Origin of the sequence: Salmonella sp. 32020114201800008SM, from assembly GCF_017572025.1 — a bacterium.
Lineage (GTDB): Bacteria > Pseudomonadota > Gammaproteobacteria > Enterobacterales > Enterobacteriaceae > Salmonella > Salmonella enterica.
The window spans coordinates 284,081-305,887 of sequence record NZ_JAGEQM010000004.1; the positions used below are offsets into that span (position 1 = coordinate 284,081).

Below are 21,807 nucleotides of genomic sequence, written 5' to 3' on the forward strand. Positions count from 1 at the left end.
ACAGGTGAAAAACAGCAGAAGAAGCCGTGTGATTTTACTCGCACTGGCGGCAGCATGGAGCCAGTACAGCCCGGCGGCCGTCAATGTTGACCGGACCCGTATTATCATGGATGCGCCGCAGAAAACGGTGGCCATCACGCTGAATAACGATGACAAAACCACGCCGTTCCTGGCGCAGTCCTGGGTGACGGACGCTGACGGGGTGAGAACCGATGCGCTGATGGCGCTGCCGCCGCTGCAGCGTATTGATGCCGGACAGAAATCCCAGGTCCGTATCACCCAGGTTCGCGGGCTGACAGATAAGCTCCCTCAGGACAGGGAAACACTGTTCTGGTTTAACGTGCGGGGCGTTCCCCCGAAGCCAGAAGACGACAACGTTCTGCAACTGGCCATGCAGAGCCAGCTGAAACTGTTTTACCGTCCGAAAGCCATTATCAGAAGCAGCAGTGACCAGCCGGAAAGAAAGCTGACTGCTGAGCGGAATGCGGGACATCTGACCCTCAGAAACCCGACGCCGTACTACATCACTGTGGCGTGGCTGGGAGCAGACCGTAGCCACAGGCTCAGCGGTTTCCGCGAGGGCGTGATGGTGCCGCCCCTGGGGAACCTGCCTTTAAAGGCTGTTCTGCCGGCAGAAACCCGGACGCTGTGGGTGGGGTATATTGATGATTACGGGGGACTGCAGATGAATCGCTACACCTGCGATGCCCTGAACTGTGCGTTTAAGGACGCAGGGGCGACATCATGACAGGAAGATTATTCAATATGAAATCACTGATACTGTCAGGTGTATTTTTTTTCTTTGCTGTCTGTGATTCTGCGCAGGCAGCTATCGAATGGTCATATTGTAATGCCACTGGGAGTGTTAACATCCAGAATATTAATATTAAAGCAGGGCAATATGGCACAGGTGATGAACTACAGACAATTAAAGACATTCCCTTCAGTTATACCTGCATAACTGCAATTAATACTTATTCAGAACCTTATAATGCCACTATCAGTCTTAAGAATGTGCAACCAATGGTGGAAGCCCTGAAAAAGAGCGGTCTTGGTATGGAGTTGTTTATTCAGGAGGGTAGTCGAGATCCTGTTAAATTTTCATGGCGGGAGATACAGGCAGGTTTTGCCGGCTGGTCCAGCTCAAAGATATTTGGTCAAGAGTTGGAACAGAATAAAACATATAATCTGAGTGGAAAACTTACTGTACGTATTTATGTTGAACAAAGTTTTAAATATGGTTTTTTGAACATAAACGTTCCGGCAAGTACATTTGATATTCTTCCCTATAAACCATCAACCGTACCGTCACCAACTAAACCGTATACACCTTTGTCGGTTTCTGCCTTTAATATCAGGATGATTCCTGACAACTCAGGCAAGGTTATTATTTCTCCTTCTGCTACCATCAAAATGGGGCATTTTTATACGGAATATAAGGAAACCATGGTGCCCAGGGAAGTACCTTTCACCGTTACAGCACAACAGAATGTCGGAACGCAGACCCCGTTCGTTGCCCCACTGGCTATAGAGTTCAGGACCAACGATCTGACACTGGCAGATGCTGACAGCACCGTAATTCTTAAGAATAATAAACAAGAAAACAATGGATTCAGACTGTCGGTAATTGATGTGGATAATAACACACCAGTTAAATTTAATATGAAAACAGATATGGGATCTATCCATCTTGATAACGGTGCTGGTGGCAAAATTATAAAACAGTATAAAGCAAAGGTCGAAGCTATACCCGGTGCGGTAATTAAAACAGGTGCTTTTTCAGCCGCAATGACAGTGATTGTTACTTACAATTAGCAGAATTAAATACCATTTCCTGATAGTTAATTAAAAATAGATATAAATTTATCTTTATGATTATTTTTTCTTCTCGGTCTTTTTCACTAAAAAACGGAGAGTCTGCATGTCTTCTGATAAATCAAAAGAGAAGATAGTTTTTTCAGGTAACGATATTCATTATCCCGGACAGACCAACCATGATGCCTGTTTTATTCCGGAAAGCGTCCGCCAGTATGCCGACGAGCCCCTGTATATCATTGTGGCACACTGGTGCCTGTTGCAGCAGAACTGGGTTCAGCGTAACCAGATAGCAGAGGCGTTTCACATCACGGCCAGACGGGCCAGCTACCTGATTGCCTATCTGCGAAGCAAAACATCGCGGGTGGTCAGCATCTGCCGTCACCAGACCCTGCCTAATAAAGCACGACGCTATGAGATTTATGTTATCCGGGTTCTTGACAGTCCCACCCCGTCCACGCGCCGTGAAAAAGCCGGACCGCCGCTGGTATCAAAACGCCGGGTCGGTAATGGTGACAGGTCGATGGCAAATGAACTGTGGAACCGGCTGTGCAGTAACAGAAATGCGGGAAAGATCCTGAAAAAGAAGGAGGATGAGGATGACGGAACATAACCGGATGCCGGCCCGGCAGATTATCGTTTACGGTGACTGCTGGCCGGTGACGATCGCCGTGGCACACCTGGTCCGAAGATTTCTGCCGGGCTGCAACTGTGAAACCGCATACAGGCTGCCTGTTCTGTTGCAGCAATTACGTCGGAAACCGGAGGCCATACTGATACTGTGTCTGCGTCCCCGTGAACATCTCTTTTTGTTCTATTCCCTGAGACAGATACTGCCGGACTACCCGGTTATGATTATCAGCGATGAGCTGTTTTTCAGCGACCGGGTGGTACTGAAGGTATACGGCGGCATCCCGGCGCTGCTGGAGCAGGAACTGGCGGAGATACTTATTCGGTGGCGGCGGGATGAACAGTGGGCCGGGGGCGCACGCCTGCGCAGGACAGGAGGGCTGGACGCCTTTTTGTTATCTCCGGATCCGGTGACGGGCTTTCTGGAAGTGCCACCGATATTTAACAATCCGAAGCGGTTGATGAACTATATGGATCAGTTGATGCACCGGGAGATACTGGCATGTGGAGTGAGCCTGGCCCAGTTACGCTTGCTTCAGGAAGTTTACCGTGGACGAGGAAGGTTGTCAGCGTTGTGTGGAAGGCTGAATACACAGGAGAAGCAAATCTGGCAGGACAAATACCGGTTACTGGTGAAGCTGGGAATGCGGAACCGATTACGGGAACTGCTGTTTGGTACCCGGTTTTGTAAATCACTGCAGCGAACTCCGTTTATCGCGCCGCAATAACCCGCCTCCGGCGACCCTATCCAGAAACACTGACACGCCGGCTACACCCGGTGGCGGTGGGGTATGTTTTGCCTGTAGTGGAGTAAAATACAGAATTCAGGCGGGACGCTGAATGTATGGCCTTTCATACCGTTTGATAAGTAAAAACGCTTCTGGAATGAAACCCGACGTGAATGATACGGCCTGAGCAGAAGCGTTACATATTTACTGCATGATCCCGGTATAGCCATGAATTCCCATATACACGCCGACCAGACCAATCAGAATGCTCGAAAAATAGGGCGCCCGCCGGGCAAGCGTCGAAAAACCACTCCAGCGCTTTGCTGCCTGTTGAACGCTTATCGCCGCGCCAACGCCTACCGTCACCAGCGTTAATGCCAGGCCAAGACTAAAGCTCAGCACCATCGTGGCGCCCAGTGTAAACGCTTTAAGCTGGATACAAATCAGTAAAACGGTGATCGCAGCCGGACAGGGGATAAGCCCTCCGGTCAGGCCGAATAGCAGGATCTGTCCATTAGTCACTGTTTGACCATCAAAACGGCGTTGAATATCGGCAGCATGGGCGCGTTCATGGGCATCCTGATACGCTTTTGACGTTGCACCTTCCGGATGTATGTGACCATGATGGTCGTGGTCGTGGTCGTGGTCGTGGTCGTGGTCGTGGTCGTGGTCGTGGTCGTGGTCGTGATGATGGTTTCCCGCCAGCCACTGCTGCTCGCCTCGCCATGTCCGCCAGAACATCCAGCACGCGGTGCTCAGAATAATGATCGCAGAAATTAACTGCAGCCATGGTTCCACTGATTGTGCGGTGAATGCCCGGCTAAGATACATCCCACCCAGAGCGATTAACCAGACGATCGCGGTATGAGAAAGCGTTGCTGCCAGACCGAGCATGACAGCCTGTTTAACCGTACCTTTAATGGCAATGATAAAAGCCGCCATCATAGTTTTGGAGTGCCCTGGTTCAAGCCCGTGCAAAATACCTAATAAAATGGCGCTGGGAATGAAGAACCAGCCGTTTCCTTGCTGAAGAAGTGTCGAAAATTCACCCATGAGAATGATTCTTAGTTGTTTTATGTGGGCGTCATTCTACTCCCCCCCCAGTATGGAATACTACCCCCCAGTAGCATCGTAATGCTATAATTTGTATTCGTTAATGTTAGTGAGGTGTTGTAATGTCACATACCATCCGGGACAAACAAAAGCTTAAAGCCAGAACCAGCAAGATTCAGGGGCAGGTGATAGCGCTAAAAAAAATGCTGGATGAACCGCATGAATGCGCGGCCGTGTTACAACAGATCGCGGCGATTCGCGGCGCGGTAAATGGCTTAATGCGCGAGGTGATTAAAGGGCATCTGACCGAGCATATCGTTCATCAGAGTGATGAAGCCAGACGTGAAGAAGATCTGGACGTAATATTAAAGGTGCTGGATTCTTATATAAAATAGCCGGGAGTTATATCCCGGCTATCTTTTACTTTAGCCGAAAAACATCACCGATACGCAAAGTAAACCGACGACCAACGTAATGAAATTACCTACTGAACGGTAGGGTTTCAATGCCGGTATCAGGTACGTTGACAACGTGGGCATAATAAACAGAATCATCGCAATGAGCGGGCCGCTAATGGCATAAATCATAGAGATGGCATTCGGGTTAATACAGCAAATAATAAACGTAATCCCGGAAACCAGCATGATAGACAGCGCGCGATTGAACGCCCGGCTTTTTTTCACGCCAACCTGCTGTAGGGTGGTTCTTACCATTTCGGTTGCGCCCTCGATGACGCCGAAATAGGTGCCGAGGAAAGATTTCGACATGGCCACGACGGCAACGATAATACCGGAAATAGAGAGCCAGGCCGGCGCATTGGGCATCATCGAGAGCGCGGAAAGGATGGTAACGCCTTCGTTGCGCGCGTCTTCAATGTATGACGGCGGAATGGAGAGCAGGCAGCTAAAGACAAAGAACAGCACGCTCAGGCAGATAATCAGATAGGCGACCTTCATGATCTTTTTGCATTTATCCATGGCCTGATCGCCAAAATTTTCCCGTCTGTCGATGGCAAACGTCGAAATAATGGGCGTATGGCTAAAAGCAAAAACCATCACCGGAATAGAAATCCATACCTGGTGCAACGTGTGACTATCCAAAGACATCTGCCCGGTCAGTAACGAGGGTTGCCAGCTTCCGGTTAAGTAGAGCGAAAGGAACAAGAAGTAAGCGATAAGTGGAAAGACTAAAAAGCCCATTACGCGAAGAGTGGCATGTCTTCCCATTAAGAAAATCATATTCAGGATAAGTACTACGCCGAAGCTAACTGCCATCCGGATGCGAATATTTATCTGAATATGCTTCGCTAATTGTTCTGTCAGGGAATTGGTAATCGCCACAGCATAAATTAATACCACGACAAAAAACGCAATGAAATAAAGCGTGGTAATAATACTGCCGATTTTCTTGCCGTAATAATGAGTAACGGCGCCAGTAATTCCCTCACCGGCAGAAGTCTTTGAGGAAAGAATAAACTGACACAGCGCCTTATGCGGCCAGTATGTCAGAGGCCAGGCGACCAGCGCGGTAATAAATAGCACGATTGCGCCTGCCGATCCCAACTGGATGGGAAGGAAAAGAGTGCCTGCGCCTACAGCCGTTCCGTATAATGCAAAACTCCAGAGAGTCTCATCTTTTGACCAAATTTTAGACATTATTTGAATTTATCAACTATAAAACACATAAAAAGAAGCGCAATTTACCATAAATAGCGTCAGTTGGGGGCGTTTTAAGCAGATGGATGTCGTGGAGGCGGAGGGCCGGGAGCGTTGCGATCCCGGCAAAAAAGAGCAATATCATGCACTAACGCGCTGTTGGCGGCGGGTCACTATTCGTTGGCGTAAAACATCGTATGCCCAGTTGTACAGCATCGTGTACGGCAAAAAGAACAGGAAGAAACCAATTTCCAGGGTGAATGCTTGTAGCAGGCTGACATTCAGTACCCAGGCGACAATACTCACGCCAATGACAATAAACCCACTTTCAAATCCTAACGCATGGAGTGCACGCACTTTGGCGGTTCGTCTCACCTGATGCGCAGGCCACAGTCGATCAAACAGAGCGTTATAAATGATATTCCAGATCATGGCCGTCGTTGCCAGCAATATCGTTAGGCCGCCCATCTCCAGCACCGAGCGCTGCATTAGCCAGGCGGTCGTTGGCGCCAGTATCGCAGTCGCAATACCTTCAAAACAGACAGCATGGAAAATACGCTCCGGCAGCGAGCGACGTTGTATGGCGTCATGTTGCATAAACGAAAAAACCTTACTCTTAATCAAACTAAAGAAATTTCCGCTATTTTATCGTTTAATGTGATACCTAAAAGATAACATCCATCGATAAAGTAGATAGGTTATGCGTTACTCACCTGAAGCGTTAATGGCATTTGTTGAGACCGTCTCTTGCGGTTCGTTTTCTGCTGCGGCGCGCCGCCTGCGTAAAAGCCAGTCCACCATTAGTACCGCCATTGCGCATCTGGAGGCGGATCTGGGATTTTCATTATTTGATCGATCATCGCGCCAGCCCGTTCTGACCGAAGAAGGAAAACGGGTGCTTAGCTATGTTCAGGCTATTTTATCGGCGAGCGATCGTTTGGATGAGGTGGCGCTGACGTTATCCGGCGAGACGGAGGCAAGACTCACGTTCGTCCTCTCTGATACCCTGCACCCTGACAGTCTGGAAGAGTTAATGGCGCAGTTTGATCGTCAATTTCCGCATACCGAGTTTGAATGCTTGATCGGAGAAAATGATGATGTCATCGACCTGTTGCAAAAAGGGCGCGCCCAGATAGGTCTGATTGAAGCGCGTGATGACTATCCCACAGACATTGGCGCGACGCGTCTGCCTGTTCAAAGCTGGATGGGAGTTTATGTGGCGACCACGCATCCGTTGGCGTCGCAGACGAACCTGCAATGGGAGCAACTGCATACCTGGCGCGAGCTGCGTCTGAATACCTACCTTGAATCTAATGCCAACATTACGCGCGGCCCGGCCTGGTCAGCGCCAAACTATTTATTACTGTTGAGCATGGCGGTTCAGGGATTTGGCTGGTGCGTATTGCCCTGCGCGCTGGTGGAAGAGTTTGCGGCGGAAAAACCGCTGGCGCAGCTGGATGTTCCTGGCTGGCCGAGGGCGATTGCTATTGATTTGTTGTGGAACAAGAAGACGCCGCCCGGAACGGCGGGGAACTGGCTTCGCTACCATTTGCAGCAGAAATAAGCTGCGCCACCGTCAAATCAGCGTCATTTCCTTTGTGATAAAACTCACTTTTTTTAAACAATCAAGATAACTAATTTTAACAATGCTCTACTATGGCGGTGTCATTTTGCGCTGAGGTGGTAATGAAAGAGGTTGTGATAGTGGGGGCTTTACGGACACCCATCGGCTGTTTTCAGGGAACGCTGGCCCGTCATTCCGCCGTCGAGCTGGGGAGTATGGTCGTAAAAGCGTTAATTGAGCGCACCGGCGTGGACGCTAACGCTATCGATGAGGTCATCCTCGGTCAGGTGCTGACGGCTGGCGCCGGGCAGAATCCGGCGCGCCAGTCAGCCATCAAAGGAGGGCTGCCGACTACCGTTTCCGCTATTACCATTAATGACGTTTGTGGTTCCGGTTTAAAAGCGTTGCACCTGGCGACGCAGGCTATTCAGTGCGGCGAAGCGGACATTGTTATTGCGGGCGGGCAGGAGAATATGAGCCGTGCGCCGCATGTCCTCAATGACAGCCGTACCGGCGCGTTGCCTGATGCCGACAATCTGGTGGATAGTCTGGTACATGATGGCTTATGGGATGCCTTCAACGATTATCACATTGGCGTGACGGCAGAAAACCTGGCGCGGGAATATGGCATCAGCCGCGAGTTACAGGATGCTTATGCGCTCAGTTCGCAGCAAAAAGCCAGGGCCGCGATTGATACCGGACGTTTTAAAGATGAGATTGTCCCCATCGTCACGCAACGTAATGGGCAGACCGCAATTGTCGATACGGATGAACAACCGCGGGCCGACGCCAGTGCGGAGGGGTTAGCCCTGCTGCATCCGGCGTTTGATAGTTTAGGTTCGGTGACGGCGGGTAATGCCTCCTCAATCAACGATGGCGCCGCCGCGGTGATGATGATGAGCGAGGCGAAAGCCCAGGCGCTGGGGCTGCCGGTGCTGGCGCGCATCCGCGCGTTTGCCAGCGTCGGCGTCGATCCTGCGCTAATGGGGATTGCGCCGGTATATGCTACCCGGCGCTGTCTGGAGCGTGCCGGCTGGCAACTGACGGAGGTCGACCTTATCGAAGCCAACGAAGCGTTTGCCGCCCAGGCGTTGTCGGTAGGAAAAATGCTGGAATGGGATGAGCGACGGGTAAACGTTAATGGCGGCGCGATTGCGCTGGGGCATCCCATTGGCGCTTCCGGTTGTCGAATTCTGGTTTCACTGGTGCACGAAATGGTTAAACGCGACGCGCGAAAAGGTCTGGCGACGCTGTGTATCGGTGGCGGCCAGGGTGTTGCTTTAACCATTGAACGCGACTGATCCTACGCCAGCCACCCTTTTCCTGCTTCAGTATTCCGTTATAAAAAGCCCTCTATCACGAGGGCAAAGCCAGTGACAGACCCCCCCTTTTTCGTTATAGCGCAGAACTTCTTGCCGCGTCGGGCATTGCAGACGCATACCGCTTTTAATTCAATTCGCACATCAGACCTCGTTCTAAAACAAGCTCCAATTTTTATCTGAGTAACCGCATACAGCATCTGGCGCACATGTCTGAAAATCAGACAAGTGCGTAAGTTTTAGCGCCGATCGTGATCGCTACAGCAGTTTTAAAAATAACCAACCATATAAATGAAACGTTGTTTTATTTATTGTTGAAAACCTTTATCCAGGCGATTATGATGCCGTTAAATAAAACAAAACAGTGTTTTGATTTTATGCCATTGCGATCGATTTATCATTGGAGGGAAAAGTGGACGTAAGGCAAAGCATCCATAGCGAGCACGCTAAAACGCTGGACACCCAGGCGCTGCGACGCGAGTTTTTAATAGAAAATATTTTTGTCGCTGATGAATATACGATGGTCTACAGCCATATCGACCGTATTATTGTCGGCGGCATTATGCCCGTCAGCCATTCTGTTGAAATCGGCGGAGAGGTGGGTAAACAGCTTGGCGTTTCCCGGTTACTGGACCGCCGCGAGCTGGGCGTCATTAATATTGGCGGCGCGGGCGCCATTATCGTTGACGGGCAGCGCCATGACATTGGTCATCGTGATGCTCTGTATATTGGTAAAGGGGCGAAAGAGCTGGTCTTCGTCAGCAATGAGGCGAGCAGACCGGCGAAGTTTTATTACAACTGCGCGCCAGCGCATACCGCTTATCCGACGAAAAAAGTGTCGCCTGCCGACGTTGCGCCCGTCACCTTAGGCGATAACCTCACCAGTAACCGTCGCACTATCAATAAATATTTCGTACCGGATGTACTGGAAACCTGTCAGCTCAGTATGGGACTCACCGAACTGGCGCCCGGCAATCTATGGAACACCATGCCATGCCATACCCATGAGCGCCGTATGGAGGTGTACCTCTATTTCAATATGGAAGAGGACAGTTGCGTTTTCCATATGATGGGGCAGCCTCAGGAAACCCGTCATATTGTAATGCGTAATGAACAGGCGGTTATTTCCCCAAGCTGGTCAATACATTCCGGCGTTGGCACCAAAGCCTATACGTTTATTTGGGGCATGGTGGGAGAAAATCAGGTCTTCGATGACATGGATCACGTTGCGGTACAAGATCTGCGCTAGTCGCGACCGGTGATAACGCCTGTGCGTGACAGGCATGACAAAAATAAGGATTAACAATGATTTTGAATGCATTTTCTCTTGAAGGTAAAGTCGCGGTTGTGACGGGGTGCGATACCGGATTGGGGCAGGGGATGGCGTTAGGGCTGGCGGAAGCGGGCTGTGACATTGTTGGTATTAACATTGTTGAACCGACGGAAACTATTGCGCGCGTCACCGCTCTGGGACGTCGTTTTTTAAGCCTGACAGCCGATCTGCGTCAAATCGATGGCATTCCGGCATTACTGGAACGGGCGGTGGCGGAATACGGTCATATTGATATTCTGGTGAATAACGCGGGTTTAATCCGTCGTGAAGATGCGATTGATTTCACGGAAAAAGACTGGGATGACGTTATGAACCTGAACATCAAGAGCGTGTTCTTTATGTCTCAGGCGGCGGCAAAACATTTTATTGCCCAGGGCAACGGCGGCAAAATTATTAATATCGCGTCTATGCTTTCCTTCCAGGGCGGCATTCGCGTTCCGTCTTATACCGCGTCGAAAAGCGGCGTAATGGGAATAACGCGTCTGATGGCGAACGAGTGGGCGAAACACAATATCAATGTAAACGCCATCGCGCCGGGCTATATGTCCACGAATAATACCCAGCAATTGCGCGCTGATGCACAACGTAGCGCCGAAATTCTCGACCGTATTCCGGCTGGACGTTGGGGGCTACCGGACGATTTAATGGGGCCGGTAGTCTTCCTGGCATCCAGCGCCGCTGATTATATTAACGGCTATACCATAGCGGTAGATGGCGGTTGGCTGGCGCGTTAATCCGCTACTGACAAATGCGTTTCTGGGAAAATCGACTCTTTGGCCGAAAAAACTGATAAAGCCCTGTCCTCGTACAGGGTTTTTTTATGATTTCATTAACATAGTCCATATTGTGGGTTTAACTTAATCCATATATTGTTAAATAATAGCTATGATCAATGCTTTAACTTATTGAAATATTGGTGGTTTGAAAAAATACCCGGCAACGGCGTTAAATTTAAAAAGTGTAATATCCATCACATATCGCTATAGCGTAGCCATTTAATCCATATTTATGCCGTTTCCAGCCTGACACTTGAGGAAGAGTATCCCGTACTTTCAGGCTATGTCTTACTCTGTGGTGGCAGGAAAATATGGTCTCTATTAATCATGACTCTGCTTTAACGCCGCGTTCGCTTCGCGACACACGACGTATGAATATGTTTGTTTCGGTTTCTGCAGCGGTTGCGGGACTGTTATTTGGTCTGGATATCGGCGTTATCGCCGGGGCGCTGCCTTTTATTACCGACCATTTCGTGCTGACCAGTCGGCTGCAGGAATGGGTCGTCAGCAGTATGATGCTTGGCGCGGCAATTGGCGCATTATTTAACGGTTGGCTTTCATTCCGGCTGGGGCGTAAGTATAGCCTGATGGCCGGCGCGATTTTGTTCGTGCTCGGCTCGCTGGGGTCGGCGTTTGCTTCCAGCGTGGAAGTATTGATTGGCGCCCGCGTGATACTGGGCGTAGCAGTAGGGATTGCGTCCTATACCGCGCCGCTTTATCTCTCTGAAATGGCTAGCGAAAATGTTCGCGGCAAAATGATCAGTATGTATCAACTGATGGTGACGTTAGGCATTGTGCTGGCTTTTTTATCCGATACGGCATTCAGCTACAGCGGCAACTGGCGCGCGATGTTGGGCGTGCTGGCGCTGCCTGCGGTGTTGCTCATTATTCTGGTGGTATTCCTGCCGAATAGTCCGCGTTGGCTGGCGCAAAAAGGTCGCCATATTGAAGCGGAAGAGGTGCTGCGTATGCTGCGCGATACCTCGGAAAAAGCCCGTGATGAACTGAATGAGATTCGGGAAAGCCTCAAACTCAAGCAGGGCGGATGGGCATTATTTAAAGCTAACCGTAATGTTCGCCGCGCCGTGTTCCTCGGTATGTTGCTACAGGCAATGCAGCAGTTCACCGGCATGAACATCATTATGTACTATGCGCCGCGCATTTTTAAAATGGCCGGCTTTACCACCACGGAACAGCAAATGATCGCTACGCTGGTGGTCGGACTGACCTTTATGTTCGCGACTTTTATCGCCGTCTTTACGGTCGATAAGGCCGGGCGTAAACCGGCGTTAAAAATCGGTTTCAGCGTAATGGCGTTAGGGACATTGGTGTTGGGCTACTGCCTGATGCAGTTTGATAACGGTACGGCATCAAGCGGTCTCTCCTGGCTTTCCGTTGGGATGACGATGATGTGTATCGCCGGTTACGCGATGAGCGCCGCTCCGGTGGTGTGGATACTGTGTTCGGAAATCCAGCCGCTGAAATGTCGTGATTTTGGCATTACCTGTTCAACCACGACAAACTGGGTATCGAACATGATCATCGGCGCGACATTCCTGACACTGTTGGACAGCATTGGCGCGGCAGGTACATTCTGGCTCTACACCGCGCTGAATATCGCTTTTATCGGCATCACTTTCTGGCTGATTCCGGAAACCAAAAATGTCACCCTGGAGCACATCGAACGCAAGCTGATGGCGGGCGAGAAGCTAAGAAATATTGGCGTGTAATCACCCCTCCCATGCCGGATGACGCCTGTTATCCGGCATGATGAAAAATAGACTGGAAACGGATGTGTAAGTTTGCTTCACTGCCATAATGCTTTACAAAAAGGAGAGCGCAGTGAAAACGATCGGACTGTTGGGGGGGATGAGCTGGGAATCGACTATCCCTTATTACCGTTTAATCAATGAAGGCATTAAACAGCAGCTGGGAGGCCTGCACTCGGCGAGCTTACTGCTGCATAGCGTAGATTTCCACGATATTGAAGTATGTCAACGCCGCGGCGAATGGGATAAAGCGGGCGATATCCTGGCGCAGGCCGCGCAGGGGTTACAGCAGGCGGGCGCAGAAGGCATTGTGCTGTGTACCAACACCATGCATAAAATCGCGCACATTATTGAATCTCGTTGTTCTCTGCCTTTCCTACACATCGCGGATGCTACCGGGCGAGCCATCGCCCGTCAGGGGTTGCATCGCGTGGCGCTATTAGGGACCCGCTATACGATGGAGCAGGATTTTTATCGCGGGCGGCTGGAACAGCAATTTGCGATTGAGACCATCGTGCCGGAGGCGGACGATCGGGCGCGTATCAATCAGGTCATTTTTGACGAGCTCTGCCAAGGGACATTCACTGACGCGTCGCGCCACTATTATTTACAGGTTATCGAACAACTGGCTGCGCAAGGCGCGCAGGGCGTTATTTTTGGCTGCACTGAAATAGGTTTGCTTGTTCCCCAGACGCAAAGCGCGCTACCGGTTTTCGATACCACGGCAATTCATGCCGCAGATGCCGTGAGCTTTATGCTTTCGTCATCGGCCCCAGAATAACCTCCAGCGGTTCGACCAGGCGCGAAAGATGCGTTTGTAAATGCTTACTGAAGGCGTCAACCAGCGCGGAGGCGGGGCGGTGTAGCGGGCGAATCAGGCTGACGGTAAAGGGCACGTCAATGCTGAAGCGGCGAACGGTGACGCCGCTGGCGGCATAGTCCAGCGCGGTCAGCGGGTTAACGATCGAAACGCCCGCCCCGGCGCGCACCATCGCGCAGACGGAGGCCGCGCTATGCGTTTCCACCACCATTCTGCGCTTCACCTGATGTTCGGCAAATAACGTATCCAATAACTGTCGATAGCTGTCCAGGCGGGAGAGGCTGATAAAGTTTTCCCCCTGAAAATCGTCTGGCGTCAGTACCGTTTTGGCGACAAGCGGATGGTCGCAGGGCAGTACGCACACTTCATTTAGCGTTAGTAACTCGGTGCGGGTTGTTCCTGCCGGGGCATGAAGTGTCTCCGTCAGCCCTAAGTCGTGGCGCTGGGCGGAGAGCCACTCTTCCAGCAACGGCGACTCCTGCGGCACAATATTCAGGCTGACATCCGGATAACGCGCCAGAAAAGGCAGTAGTAACGGCGGCAAAAAGGATTGTGAAAAGACCGGCAGGCAGGCGATAGAGAGTTCGCCCTGACGGAACTCGCGCAGACTTTCCGCCGCGCTGACGATGCGATCCAACCCATACCAGGAGCGTTGTACCTCTTCGAACAGGCGTAGCCCTTGCACCGTCGGATGTAAGCGCCCGCGTGTGCGCTCAAACAGCGTTAATCCCAGCACTTTCTCAAAACGCGCCAGCTCGCGACTGACGGTAGGCTGCGAGGTATGCAGCAGCCGCGCCGCTTCGGTGAGATTTCCGGCGGTCATTACGGCATGAAAAATTTCAATGTGACGTAAATTAACGGCAGCCATACGTTTCCCTGAATCATTTATCCCATATCATTTTTGCATAGACTGACAATAAAACGATATTTTTTATTCTTTCTAAGGTATGGCGTAATCGTTAAAAAGCCTGTTCCGGAGTTTGTTATGTCATTGCCGCATTATCACGCTGAAACTGACCTTAACGCTGAAAATTTGCTCAGATTGCCTGCTGAATTCGGCTGTCCGGTCTGGGTCTATGACGCGCACATTATTCGCCGTCAGATAGCCGCCCTGCAGCAGTTTGACGTTGTGCGTTTTGCGCAAAAAGCCTGTTCGAACATTCATATCCTGCGCTTAATGCGCGCGCAGGGTGTCAAGGTGGATTCTGTTTCATTGGGGGAGATCGAACGTGCGCTGGCGGCGGGCTACGATCCGCAAACGTGCCCTGATGATATCGTTTTTACCGCCGATGTGATTGACGCCGCCACGCTGGCGCGCGTCAGCGAACTGCATATTCCGGTCAATGCCGGTTCGGTAGATATGCTGACGCAGCTTGGTCAGGTTTCGCCTGGGCATCGCATCTGGTTGCGCGTGAATCCTGGCTTTGGTCACGGCCACAGCCAGAAAACCAACACCGGGGGCGAAAACAGCAAACACGGCATCTGGCATAGCGATCTTCCGGCGGCGCTGGCGGTAATGCAGAAATACCGACTGAAACTTGTCGGTATCCATATGCACATTGGTTCCGGCGTCGATTATGGTCATCTGGAGCAGGTTTGCGGCGCGATGGTTCGCCAGGTGCTGGAATGTGGTCAGGATTTGGACGCGATTTCGGCAGGCGGCGGACTCTCGATACCTTATCATGAGGGAGAAGAGCCCGTTGATACGCGCCATTACTATGGTCTGTGGAACGCGGCGCGCGAGCAAATCGCCCGCCATCTGGGACATGCGGTCAAACTTGAGATCGAACCCGGACGTTTTCTGGTGGCGCAATCGGGCGTGCTGGTAACGCAGGTACGTAGCGTAAAACAGATGGGAAGCCGCCATTTCGTGCTGGTAGATGCGGGTTTTAACGATCTGATGCGCCCGGCGATGTACGGTAGCTATCACCGTATTTCGGCGCTGGCGGCGGATGGTCGCGCGCTTGAAAATGGCCCGTGGGTCGAGACGGTGGTAGCCGGGCCGCTATGCGAATCAGGCGATGTTTTTACGCAGCAGGAAGGGGGAATGGTTGAAACACGCGCCTTACCTGCGGTCATCCCCGGCGATTACCTCGTATTGCACGATACCGGCGCGTACGGCGCGTCTATGTCATCGAATTACAACAGCCGCCCGCTCCTGCCGGAAGTACTGTTTGACAATGGACAGGCGCGGCTGATCCGCCGTCGTCAGACCATTGAAGAGCTGTTAGCGCTGGAGATGCTCTGAAGCGCCTCATTAGGCCGGACGTTGAAAAAACGGGCCCGCGGCGACGGACTCGCGCAGAATCAGCGTGCCGGTAAAGGGCGGGATCGGGGCGACCGGCTCGCTGTTCGCCAGGCGAACGGCCTGATCGATCGCGGTGGCTATCATATCCTCGATGGGTAAATAGACTGTTGAAAGCCCCGGTTCAAGCCAGGTTGCGCCCGGCGCATCGTCAAAACCAAACAGCGACACATCCTGCGGGATGCGTAATCCGGCCTGGCGCAGCGCTTTTGCCGCGCCCAGCGCCGTGTCATCATTACAGGCGAATAGCGCGCTAAACGTGACGCCTTCCTCCAGTAATTCCCGGCAGGCGTCATAGCCGCGCGTCAGCGTGTAATCGCCGTATTTCACTTTTGCCGGTTGCCAGGGAATGCCATATTTTTCCAGCGCCTTTCGATAACCCGCTACGCGTGATGTGCCGGTGGGAGTATGAACAGGCAGCGTAATACAGGCGATATCGCGATGGCCCTGCGTAATCAGGTATTCCACCGCCTGGAATGCCGCCGTCTCCTGCTCGAAGAAAATAGCGCGATCGCGGGCCTGAGTGACGTTGCGATTAATAATCACCAGCGGCATTTCCGTGGCGTCAATCAACGACAAAATCGCCGGCTCATCCATATAGCGAGTGTAAAGAATAATAGCGTCGCACTGTCTGTCGGCCAACATTTGTACGGCTTTCTGCTCTCGTTCCGGCGTATCGTGACCATCGGTGACGATCAACTGCTTGTTATGAAACTCCGCCTGGCGCGACGCCCGGCGCAACAAACTGCCAAAATAGAAGCCGTCAAACGTAGAGACGACCAGACCGATGCTGTTGCTGGTGCGATTTGCCAGCGAGCGTGCCAGCAGGTTGGGGCGATAGTCCAGAGCCTGCATCGCCGTAAACACTTTCTGGCGCGTGCTTTCTTTTACCTGCCCCGTCCCATTCAGCACTCGTGAGACGGTGGCCTTTGATACGCCCGCATGGCGGGAAACATCCAGCATTGTCGCCATCATGCTACCCTGATTAATCGGTTGTCGACAGGTGCCCGGTATCCGTCGGCGTGGACACCGAATGTCGGCGTACCAGTGTCGGACTAAATACATGAGTTACTTCCGGCGTAGGGCATTTCCCTGCCAGCGCTAAGGCCAGCTCCGCCGCCTGTGTCGCCATGGTGACGATCGGATACCGAATGGTGGTCAGTCGGGGACGCACATAGCGTGAGACCAGTACATCATCAAAACCGATGAGCGATACTTCGCCCGGCACCCCCACGCCATTATCATTTAATACTCCCATCGCGCCGGCCGCCATCGAGTCGTTATAGCAGGCCACCGCGGTAAAATTTCTGCCGCGACCTAATAACTCAGTCATCGCCTGCTCGCCGCCGCTTTCATCCGGTTCGCCGAACGTCACCAGCCGATCGTTAGCCGGGATATGGCTTTCCGCCAGCGCATCGTAATAGCCCCTCAGGCGATCTTCGGCATCAGAGATAGTGTGATTGGAACAGATATACCCAATACGCGTATGACCTTGCTGGATCAGATGCCGGGTCGCCAGCCATGCCCCGTAACGGTCATCCAGCGCGACACAGCGGTGTTCTAACCCCGGTAAAATGCGGTTAATCAGCACCATGCCGGGGATTTGCTTCATTAATGAGGCCAGGTCCGCATCCGGAATCATTTTGGCGTGTACCACTAACGCTGCGCAACGATGACGAATCAACTGTTCAATAGCCTGACGCTCTTTTTGTTCGTTATGATACCCGTTGCCAATCAGTAAAAAATTGCCGGTGTGATACGCCACCTGTTCAACGGCTTTCACCATCGCGCCGAAAAAAGGATCGGAAACGTCGCCGACCACCAGACCGAGGGTTTCCGTTGCCTGCTGTGCCAGCGCGCGCGCGTTGGCGTTAGGGTGATAGCTCAGGGACTCCATTGCGCTGGTCACCGCCAGCCGGGACGCTTCGCTGGCTTTTGGCGAATCGTTAATAACGCGAGAAACGGTGGCGACTGAAACACCGGCCAGTCGGGCTACATCTTTTATGGTCGCCATGATAATACCTATAGTGGGTAAACGCTTACATTACGCCAGTTTTACGGAAAATGAACGTCTGTTCAAGCCTCTTGCCCCGCCGTATCGGGCAAATGTGACCTGCACGGGAGAAATGCGTCTGTAAAGTGACAATACAAATCTTTCGTTACAGTTTGCGAAGCGCTGTTGCGATTGTCTGCTGGCAGGCCAGCGAGTCAGGTTGATAGAGTGGTGATCCCAGAGGTATTGATAGGTGGAATCAACGTCATTGTTGATCACACGAATTACACCAACCTGCGTAGAGATGCGCAGGTTTTTTTTTGTTTCGCCTGAACCTGTAACAGTAACGGATAATTTACACAACTCGTTGCATTTCCGTTTATTCCTTTGCGTTTTCGGACTGGCGATGCAGACGCGCGAAGCCCACAATCAAGATCCCAGAGGTATTGATTGGTGAGATTATTCGGTACGCTCTTCGTACCTGTCTCTTGCACCAACCTGCGCGGATGCGCAGGTTTTTTTTCGAACCTATTTTGCTATCGCTCCTGTTACGCAACTCGTGTAATCTGCCACAATTCATGTTTTAGCGAATTGTCGGCCAAAGGGAGTTGAAATGCTGTTTGGATTTTTCCGTAACCTGTTTCGCGTGCTTTATCGTGTGCGCGTCACTGGCGATGTCCGGGCGCTACAGGGGAACCGGGTCTTAATTACCCCCAATCACGTTTCATTTATCGATGGTATGTTACTGGCGCTGTTTTTGCCGGTACGGCCTGTCTTTGCGGTATATACCTCCATCAGCCAGCAATGGTATATGCGCTGGTTAACGCCGCTGATCGATTTTGTGCCGCTCGACCCCACTAAACCCATGTCCATTAAACACCTGGTGCGTCTGGTGGAACAGGGGCGTCCAGTGGTGATTTTCCCGGAAGGGCGGATTTCCGTGACCGGCTCGCTGATGAAAATTTATGACGGCGCAGGCTTTGTGGCGGCAAAATCGGGCGCAACCGTCATTCCGCTCCGCATTGACGGCGCGGAGCTTACCCCTTTCAGTCGCCTGAAAGGTCTGGTTAAACGGCGCTTATTCCCCCGCATTCAGCTTCATATTTTACCGTCGACGCAAATACCGATGCCGGAAGCGCCGCGCGCGCGCGACAGACGTAAGATAGCGGGTGAGATGCTGCACCAGATCATGATGGAAGCGCGTATGGCGGTGCGCCCGCGCGAGACGTTATACGAATCGTTGCTGGCGGCGCAATATCGTTACGGCGCGGGTAAAAACTGTATTGAGGACATTAACTTTACGCCGGATACGTATCGTAAGTTACTGACCAAGACGCTTTTTGTTGGCCGGATTCTGGAAAAGTACAGCGTTGAGGGCGAGAAAATCGGTTTAATGCTGCCGAATGCCGCCATCAGCGCGGCGGTGATTTTCGGCGCGGTTTCTCGTCGCCGCATTCCGGCCATGATGAACTACACGGCGGGGGTAAAAGGGCTGACCAGCGCGATTACCGCGGCGGAAATTAAAACGATTTTTACCTCCCGCCAGTTCCTCGATAAAGGTAAATTGTGGCACCTGCCGGAGCAGCTAACGCAGGTTCGCTGGGTTTACCTGGAAGATTTAAAAGCGGACGTCACACCCGCCGACAAGCTGTGGATTTTTGCCCACCTCCTGGCGCCGCGACTGGCGCAGGTAAAACAGCAGCCGGAAGACGCGGCGATCATTCTTTTTACCTCCGGCTCGGAAGGGCACCCGAAAGGGGTGGTGCACAGCCATAAAAGCATTCTGGCGAACGTCGAGCAGATAAAAACGATTGCGGATTTCACCGCCAATGACCGTTTTATGTCGGCGCTGCCGCTCTTTCACTCGTTCGGTTTGACGGTGGGCCTGTTTACGCCGTTGTTGACCGGCGCGGAAGTGTTTCTTTATCCAAGTCCGCTGCACTACCGCATTGTGCCGGAACTGGTCTATGACCGTAACTGTACCGTGCTGTTTGGTACGTCAACCTTCCTCGGCAACTATGCGCGCTTTGCCAATCCGTATGATTTTTATCGCCTGCGCTATGTGGTGGCCGGTGCGGAAAAACTTCAGGAGAGTACCAAACAACTGTGGCAGGATAAATTCGGTCTGCGCATTCTTGAGGGCTACGGGGTAACGGAATGCGCGCCAGTAGTCTCGATTAACGTGCCGATGGCGGCTAAGCCTGGCACTGTTGGCCGCATTCTGCCTGGCATGGACGCGCGTCTGCTGGCGGTGCCCGGTATTGAAAACGGCGGTCGGCTACAGCTGAAAGGGCCGAATATCATGAATGGCTATCTGCGCGTGGAAAAACCGGGCGTGCTGGAGGTGCCGTCGGCGGAAAACTCCAGAGGCGAAACTGAGCGCGGCTGGTACGACACGGGCGATATTGTACGCTTCGATGAAAATGGTTTTGTGCAGATTCAGGGGCGCGCGAAACGCTTTGCGAAAATTGCTGGCGAAATGGTCTCGCTGGAGATGGTCGAGCAACTGGCGCTTGGCGTTTCGGCGGACAAAATGCACGCTACCGCCATTAAAAGCGATGCCAGCAAAGGTGAAGCGCTGGTACTGTTTACGACTGACAGCGAACTCACCCGAGAAAAGTTACAGCACTATGCTCGTGAACACGGTATTCCGGAACTTGCCGTCCCGCGTGATATCCGTTATCTGAAGCAGCTTCCCTTGCTTGGCAGCGGGAAACCCGATTTTGTGACGCTGAAAAGTTGGGTGGATGCGCCGGAACAACATCATGAGTGAGTCAGTACGTACTAACACCTCCATCTGGTCGAAAGGGATGCTGTCGGTGATTGTCGCGCAGTTTCTCTCGGCTTTTGGCGATAATGCGCTGCTGTTCGCGACGCTGGCACTGCTGAAAGCTCAGTTTTACCCGGACTGGAGCCAGCCTGTTTTGCAAATGGTGTTTGTGGGCGCTTACATTCTTTTTGCGCCGTTTGTCGGCCAGATAGCGGACAGCTTTGCCAAAGGCCGGGTGATGATGGTCGCCAATGGTCTTAAACTGGCGGGAGCGGCAGGTATCTGCCTCGGCATAAATCCTTTTGTCGGTTATACGTTGGTCGGGATTGGCGCGGCGGCTTATTCTCCGGCGAAATACGGTATTCTGGGCGAACTGACGACGGGCGATAAGCTGGTGAAAGCCAATGGCCTTATGGAAGCCTCTACGATTGCGGCGATTTTGCTCGGTTCCGTCGCGGGCGGCGTATTGGCCGACTGGCATGTCATCGCTGCGCTGGTTGCCTGCGCGTTGGCCTACGCTGGCGCAGTGGCGGCGAACCTGTTTATCCCGAAGCTTGTGGCGGCGCGTCCAGGACAATCCTGGCGGTTGTCGGCGATGACGCGTAGTTTCTTCAGCGCTTGCGTTGTCCTTTGGCGTAACGGTGAAACGCGTTTTTCGCTGGTGGGGACCGGGCTATTCTGGGGCGCAGGCGTGACGCTGCGTTTTCTGCTGGTGCTGTGGGTGCCGGTGGCGCTGGGGATTACGGATAACGCCACGCCGACTTACCTGAACGCCATGGTGGCGGTAGGCATTGTGGTCGGCGCGGGCGCGGCGGCAAAACTGGTGACGCTGGAGACCGTATCGCGCTGTATGCCCGCCGGGATTTTGATTGGCGTTGTGGTTGCGATCTTCTCATTACAGCACGCATTGCTGCCTGCTTATGCCTTGTTGCTGTTGATAGGTATGCTGGGCGGCTTTTTTGTGGTGCCGCTCAACGCTTTGCTCCAGGAGCGCGGTAAGAAGAGCGTTGGCGCCGGGAATGCCATTGCCGTACAAAATCTGGGCGAGAATAGCGCCATGCTATTAATGCTGGGACTGTACTCGCTGGCGGTGCTGGTTGGCGTTCCGGCAGTGGCGATAGGTATCGGCTTTGGCGTGCTGTTCGCGCTGGCGATCGCGGCGCTGTGGATCTGGCAGCGCCGGCAGGCATCATACTGAGTGAATATGCCGGGCGGCGAGTGCGTGTTATCGGGCTTACATTGTCTCTGTAAGCCCGGAAGCGTAGCGCCACCGGGCA

The 21,807-nt window shown here is 52.4% G+C and carries 20 protein-coding genes; 14 read left to right on the top strand and 6 right to left on the bottom strand.

Annotation, left to right across the window (positions count from 1 at the left end):
* Positions 1-4 precede the first annotated feature (4 nt).
* From stdC to J4613_RS13655, 4 genes are all read left to right on the top strand, one after another.
* Entirely contained in the window at positions 5-748 is a 744-nt protein-coding gene (stdC, locus tag J4613_RS13640; RefSeq protein ID WP_000798504.1) for a fimbrial biogenesis chaperone StdC, read from the top strand.
* A complete protein-coding gene (locus J4613_RS13645; RefSeq protein WP_000147758.1) occupies positions 745-1,815 on the top strand; it encodes a hypothetical protein in 1,071 nt (356 codons plus the stop codon). Before stdC ends, J4613_RS13645 begins: the two co-directional genes overlap by 4 nt.
* A 106-nt stretch (positions 1,816-1,921) precedes the next feature.
* Complete coding sequence (locus J4613_RS13650) at positions 1,922-2,428, top strand: CaiF/GrlA family transcriptional regulator (RefSeq protein ID WP_000093329.1); 507 nt, start codon at positions 1,922-1,924, stop codon at positions 2,426-2,428.
* Positions 2,415-3,173 carry a transcriptional regulator gene (locus J4613_RS13655; protein ID WP_000134795.1) on the top strand — a complete coding sequence of 253 codons (759 nt, stop codon included), beginning with the start codon at positions 2,415-2,417 and terminating at the stop codon, positions 3,171-3,173. Before J4613_RS13650 ends, J4613_RS13655 begins: the two co-directional genes overlap by 14 nt.
* A 204-nt stretch (positions 3,174-3,377) precedes the next feature.
* Here the strand turns inward: J4613_RS13655 and J4613_RS13660 are convergent, their stop codons facing one another.
* Complete coding sequence (locus J4613_RS13660) at positions 3,378-4,226, bottom strand: nickel/cobalt efflux protein RcnA (protein WP_000503687.1); 849 nt, start codon at positions 4,224-4,226, stop codon at positions 3,378-3,380.
* A 122-nt stretch (positions 4,227-4,348) separates the two neighbouring features.
* Here J4613_RS13660 and rcnR point away from each other — a divergent pair, with 122 nt between their 5' ends.
* Positions 4,349-4,621 carry a Ni(II)/Co(II)-binding transcriptional repressor RcnR gene (rcnR, locus tag J4613_RS13665; protein ID WP_000019953.1) on the top strand — a complete coding sequence of 91 codons (273 nt, stop codon included), beginning with the start codon at positions 4,349-4,351 and terminating at the stop codon, positions 4,619-4,621.
* Positions 4,622-4,651: 30 nt separating this feature from the next.
* On the opposite strand, the gene J4613_RS13670 is transcribed toward rcnR, so the two are convergent.
* Both J4613_RS13670 and J4613_RS13675 read right to left on the bottom strand, forming a co-directional pair.
* The gene (locus J4613_RS13670; RefSeq protein ID WP_017465479.1) at positions 4,652-5,881 is read right to left on the bottom strand and encodes an amino acid permease; all 1,230 of its coding nucleotides are present in this window, start codon (positions 5,879-5,881) and stop codon (positions 4,652-4,654) included.
* A 141-nt stretch (positions 5,882-6,022) separates the two neighbouring features.
* Positions 6,023-6,478: a multidrug/biocide efflux PACE transporter gene (locus tag J4613_RS13675; protein WP_001519547.1), complete on the bottom strand. Its 456-nt coding sequence runs from the start codon at positions 6,476-6,478 to the stop codon at positions 6,023-6,025.
* A gap of 103 nt (positions 6,479-6,581) precedes the next feature.
* On the opposite strand from J4613_RS13675, the gene J4613_RS13680 reads away from it, so the two are divergent.
* The 6 genes from J4613_RS13680 (at position 6,582) to J4613_RS13705 (ending at position 13,423) form a co-directional block, all read left to right on the top strand.
* A complete protein-coding gene (locus J4613_RS13680; protein WP_001270773.1) occupies positions 6,582-7,445 on the top strand; it encodes a LysR family transcriptional regulator in 864 nt (287 codons plus the stop codon).
* A 122-nt stretch (positions 7,446-7,567) separates the two neighbouring features.
* A complete protein-coding gene (locus tag J4613_RS13685) occupies positions 7,568-8,746 on the top strand; it encodes an acetyl-CoA C-acetyltransferase (protein ID WP_000665980.1) in 1,179 nt (392 codons plus the stop codon).
* 430 nt (positions 8,747-9,176) lie between these two features.
* A complete protein-coding gene (gene kduI, locus J4613_RS13690) occupies positions 9,177-10,013 on the top strand; it encodes a 5-dehydro-4-deoxy-D-glucuronate isomerase (protein WP_000383274.1) in 837 nt (278 codons plus the stop codon).
* Between the two features lie 56 nt (positions 10,014-10,069).
* Positions 10,070-10,831, top strand: coding sequence for a 2-dehydro-3-deoxy-D-gluconate 5-dehydrogenase KduD (kduD, locus tag J4613_RS13695; RefSeq protein WP_023258746.1), 762 nt, complete (start codon positions 10,070-10,072; stop codon positions 10,829-10,831).
* 353 nt (positions 10,832-11,184) lie between these two features.
* Positions 11,185-12,603, top strand: a complete 1,419-nt coding sequence (gene araE / locus J4613_RS13700; RefSeq protein WP_000253650.1) for an arabinose-proton symporter AraE — start codon at positions 11,185-11,187, stop codon at positions 12,601-12,603.
* Positions 12,604-12,715: 112 nt separating this feature from the next.
* Positions 12,716-13,423, top strand: a complete 708-nt coding sequence (locus J4613_RS13705) for an aspartate/glutamate racemase (RefSeq protein WP_000848629.1) — start codon at positions 12,716-12,718, stop codon at positions 13,421-13,423.
* On the opposite strand, the gene J4613_RS13710 is transcribed toward J4613_RS13705, so the two are convergent.
* Positions 13,395-14,330, bottom strand: coding sequence for a LysR family transcriptional regulator (locus tag J4613_RS13710; protein WP_111742243.1), 936 nt, complete (start codon positions 14,328-14,330; stop codon positions 13,395-13,397). The genes J4613_RS13705 and J4613_RS13710 overlap by 29 nt on opposite strands.
* 117 nt (positions 14,331-14,447) lie before the next feature.
* Between J4613_RS13710 and lysA the strand changes: the two genes are divergently transcribed.
* The gene (gene lysA, locus J4613_RS13715) at positions 14,448-15,710 is read left to right on the top strand and encodes a diaminopimelate decarboxylase (RefSeq protein WP_064047165.1); all 1,263 of its coding nucleotides are present in this window, start codon (positions 14,448-14,450) and stop codon (positions 15,708-15,710) included.
* A 9-nt stretch (positions 15,711-15,719) separates the two neighbouring features.
* On the opposite strand, the gene J4613_RS13720 is transcribed toward lysA, so the two are convergent.
* Together J4613_RS13720 and galR are read right to left on the bottom strand one after the other, a co-directional pair.
* Positions 15,720-16,742: a LacI family DNA-binding transcriptional regulator gene (locus J4613_RS13720; RefSeq protein ID WP_000968338.1), complete on the bottom strand. Its 1,023-nt coding sequence runs from the start codon at positions 16,740-16,742 to the stop codon at positions 15,720-15,722.
* A 10-nt stretch (positions 16,743-16,752) separates the two neighbouring features.
* The gene (galR, locus tag J4613_RS13725; protein WP_000201030.1) at positions 16,753-17,781 is read right to left on the bottom strand and encodes an HTH-type transcriptional regulator GalR; all 1,029 of its coding nucleotides are present in this window, start codon (positions 17,779-17,781) and stop codon (positions 16,753-16,755) included.
* A gap of 592 nt (positions 17,782-18,373) precedes the next feature.
* On the opposite strand from galR, the gene aas reads away from it, so the two are divergent.
* A complete protein-coding gene (gene aas, locus J4613_RS13730) occupies positions 18,374-20,533 on the top strand; it encodes a bifunctional acyl-ACP--phospholipid O-acyltransferase/long-chain-fatty-acid--ACP ligase (protein WP_000896109.1) in 2,160 nt (719 codons plus the stop codon).
* Positions 20,526-21,728: a lysophospholipid transporter LplT gene (gene lplT, locus J4613_RS13735; RefSeq protein WP_000004679.1), complete on the top strand. Its 1,203-nt coding sequence runs from the start codon at positions 20,526-20,528 to the stop codon at positions 21,726-21,728. The genes aas and lplT overlap by 8 nt, the downstream gene beginning before the upstream one ends.
* The last annotated feature ends 79 nt before the right edge of the window (positions 21,729-21,807 follow it).

Bases quoted from the DNA above. Each gene is read 5' to 3' on its own strand.
- J4613_RS13645 (WP_000147758.1), top strand. From the start codon at position 745: ATGACAGGAAGATTATTCAATATGAAATCACTGATACTGTCAGGTGTA.
- J4613_RS13650 (WP_000093329.1), top strand. From the start codon at position 1,922: ATGTCTTCTGATAAATCAAAAGAGAAGATAGTTTTTTCAGGTAACGAT.
- J4613_RS13655 (WP_000134795.1), top strand. From the start codon at position 2,415: ATGACGGAACATAACCGGATGCCGGCCCGGCAGATTATCGTTTACGGT.
- J4613_RS13660 (WP_000503687.1), bottom strand. From the start codon at position 4,226: ATGGGTGAATTTTCGACACTTCTTCAGCAAGGAAACGGCTGGTTCTTC.
- rcnR (WP_000019953.1), top strand. From the start codon at position 4,349: ATGTCACATACCATCCGGGACAAACAAAAGCTTAAAGCCAGAACCAGC.
- J4613_RS13670 (WP_017465479.1), bottom strand. From the start codon at position 5,881: ATGTCTAAAATTTGGTCAAAAGATGAGACTCTCTGGAGTTTTGCATTA.
- J4613_RS13675 (WP_001519547.1), bottom strand. From the start codon at position 6,478: ATGCAACATGACGCCATACAACGTCGCTCGCTGCCGGAGCGTATTTTC.
- J4613_RS13680 (WP_001270773.1), top strand. From the start codon at position 6,582: ATGCGTTACTCACCTGAAGCGTTAATGGCATTTGTTGAGACCGTCTCT.
- J4613_RS13685 (WP_000665980.1), top strand. From the start codon at position 7,568: ATGAAAGAGGTTGTGATAGTGGGGGCTTTACGGACACCCATCGGCTGT.
- kduD (WP_023258746.1), top strand. From the start codon at position 10,070: ATGATTTTGAATGCATTTTCTCTTGAAGGTAAAGTCGCGGTTGTGACG.
- araE (WP_000253650.1), top strand. From the start codon at position 11,185: ATGGTCTCTATTAATCATGACTCTGCTTTAACGCCGCGTTCGCTTCGC.
- J4613_RS13710 (WP_111742243.1), bottom strand. From the start codon at position 14,330: ATGGCTGCCGTTAATTTACGTCACATTGAAATTTTTCATGCCGTAATG.
- lysA (WP_064047165.1), top strand. From the start codon at position 14,448: ATGTCATTGCCGCATTATCACGCTGAAACTGACCTTAACGCTGAAAAT.
- J4613_RS13720 (WP_000968338.1), bottom strand. From the start codon at position 16,742: ATGATGGCGACAATGCTGGATGTTTCCCGCCATGCGGGCGTATCAAAG.
- galR (WP_000201030.1), bottom strand. From the start codon at position 17,781: ATGGCGACCATAAAAGATGTAGCCCGACTGGCCGGTGTTTCAGTCGCC.
- aas (WP_000896109.1), top strand. From the start codon at position 18,374: ATGCTGTTTGGATTTTTCCGTAACCTGTTTCGCGTGCTTTATCGTGTG.
- lplT (WP_000004679.1), top strand. From the start codon at position 20,526: ATGAGTGAGTCAGTACGTACTAACACCTCCATCTGGTCGAAAGGGATG.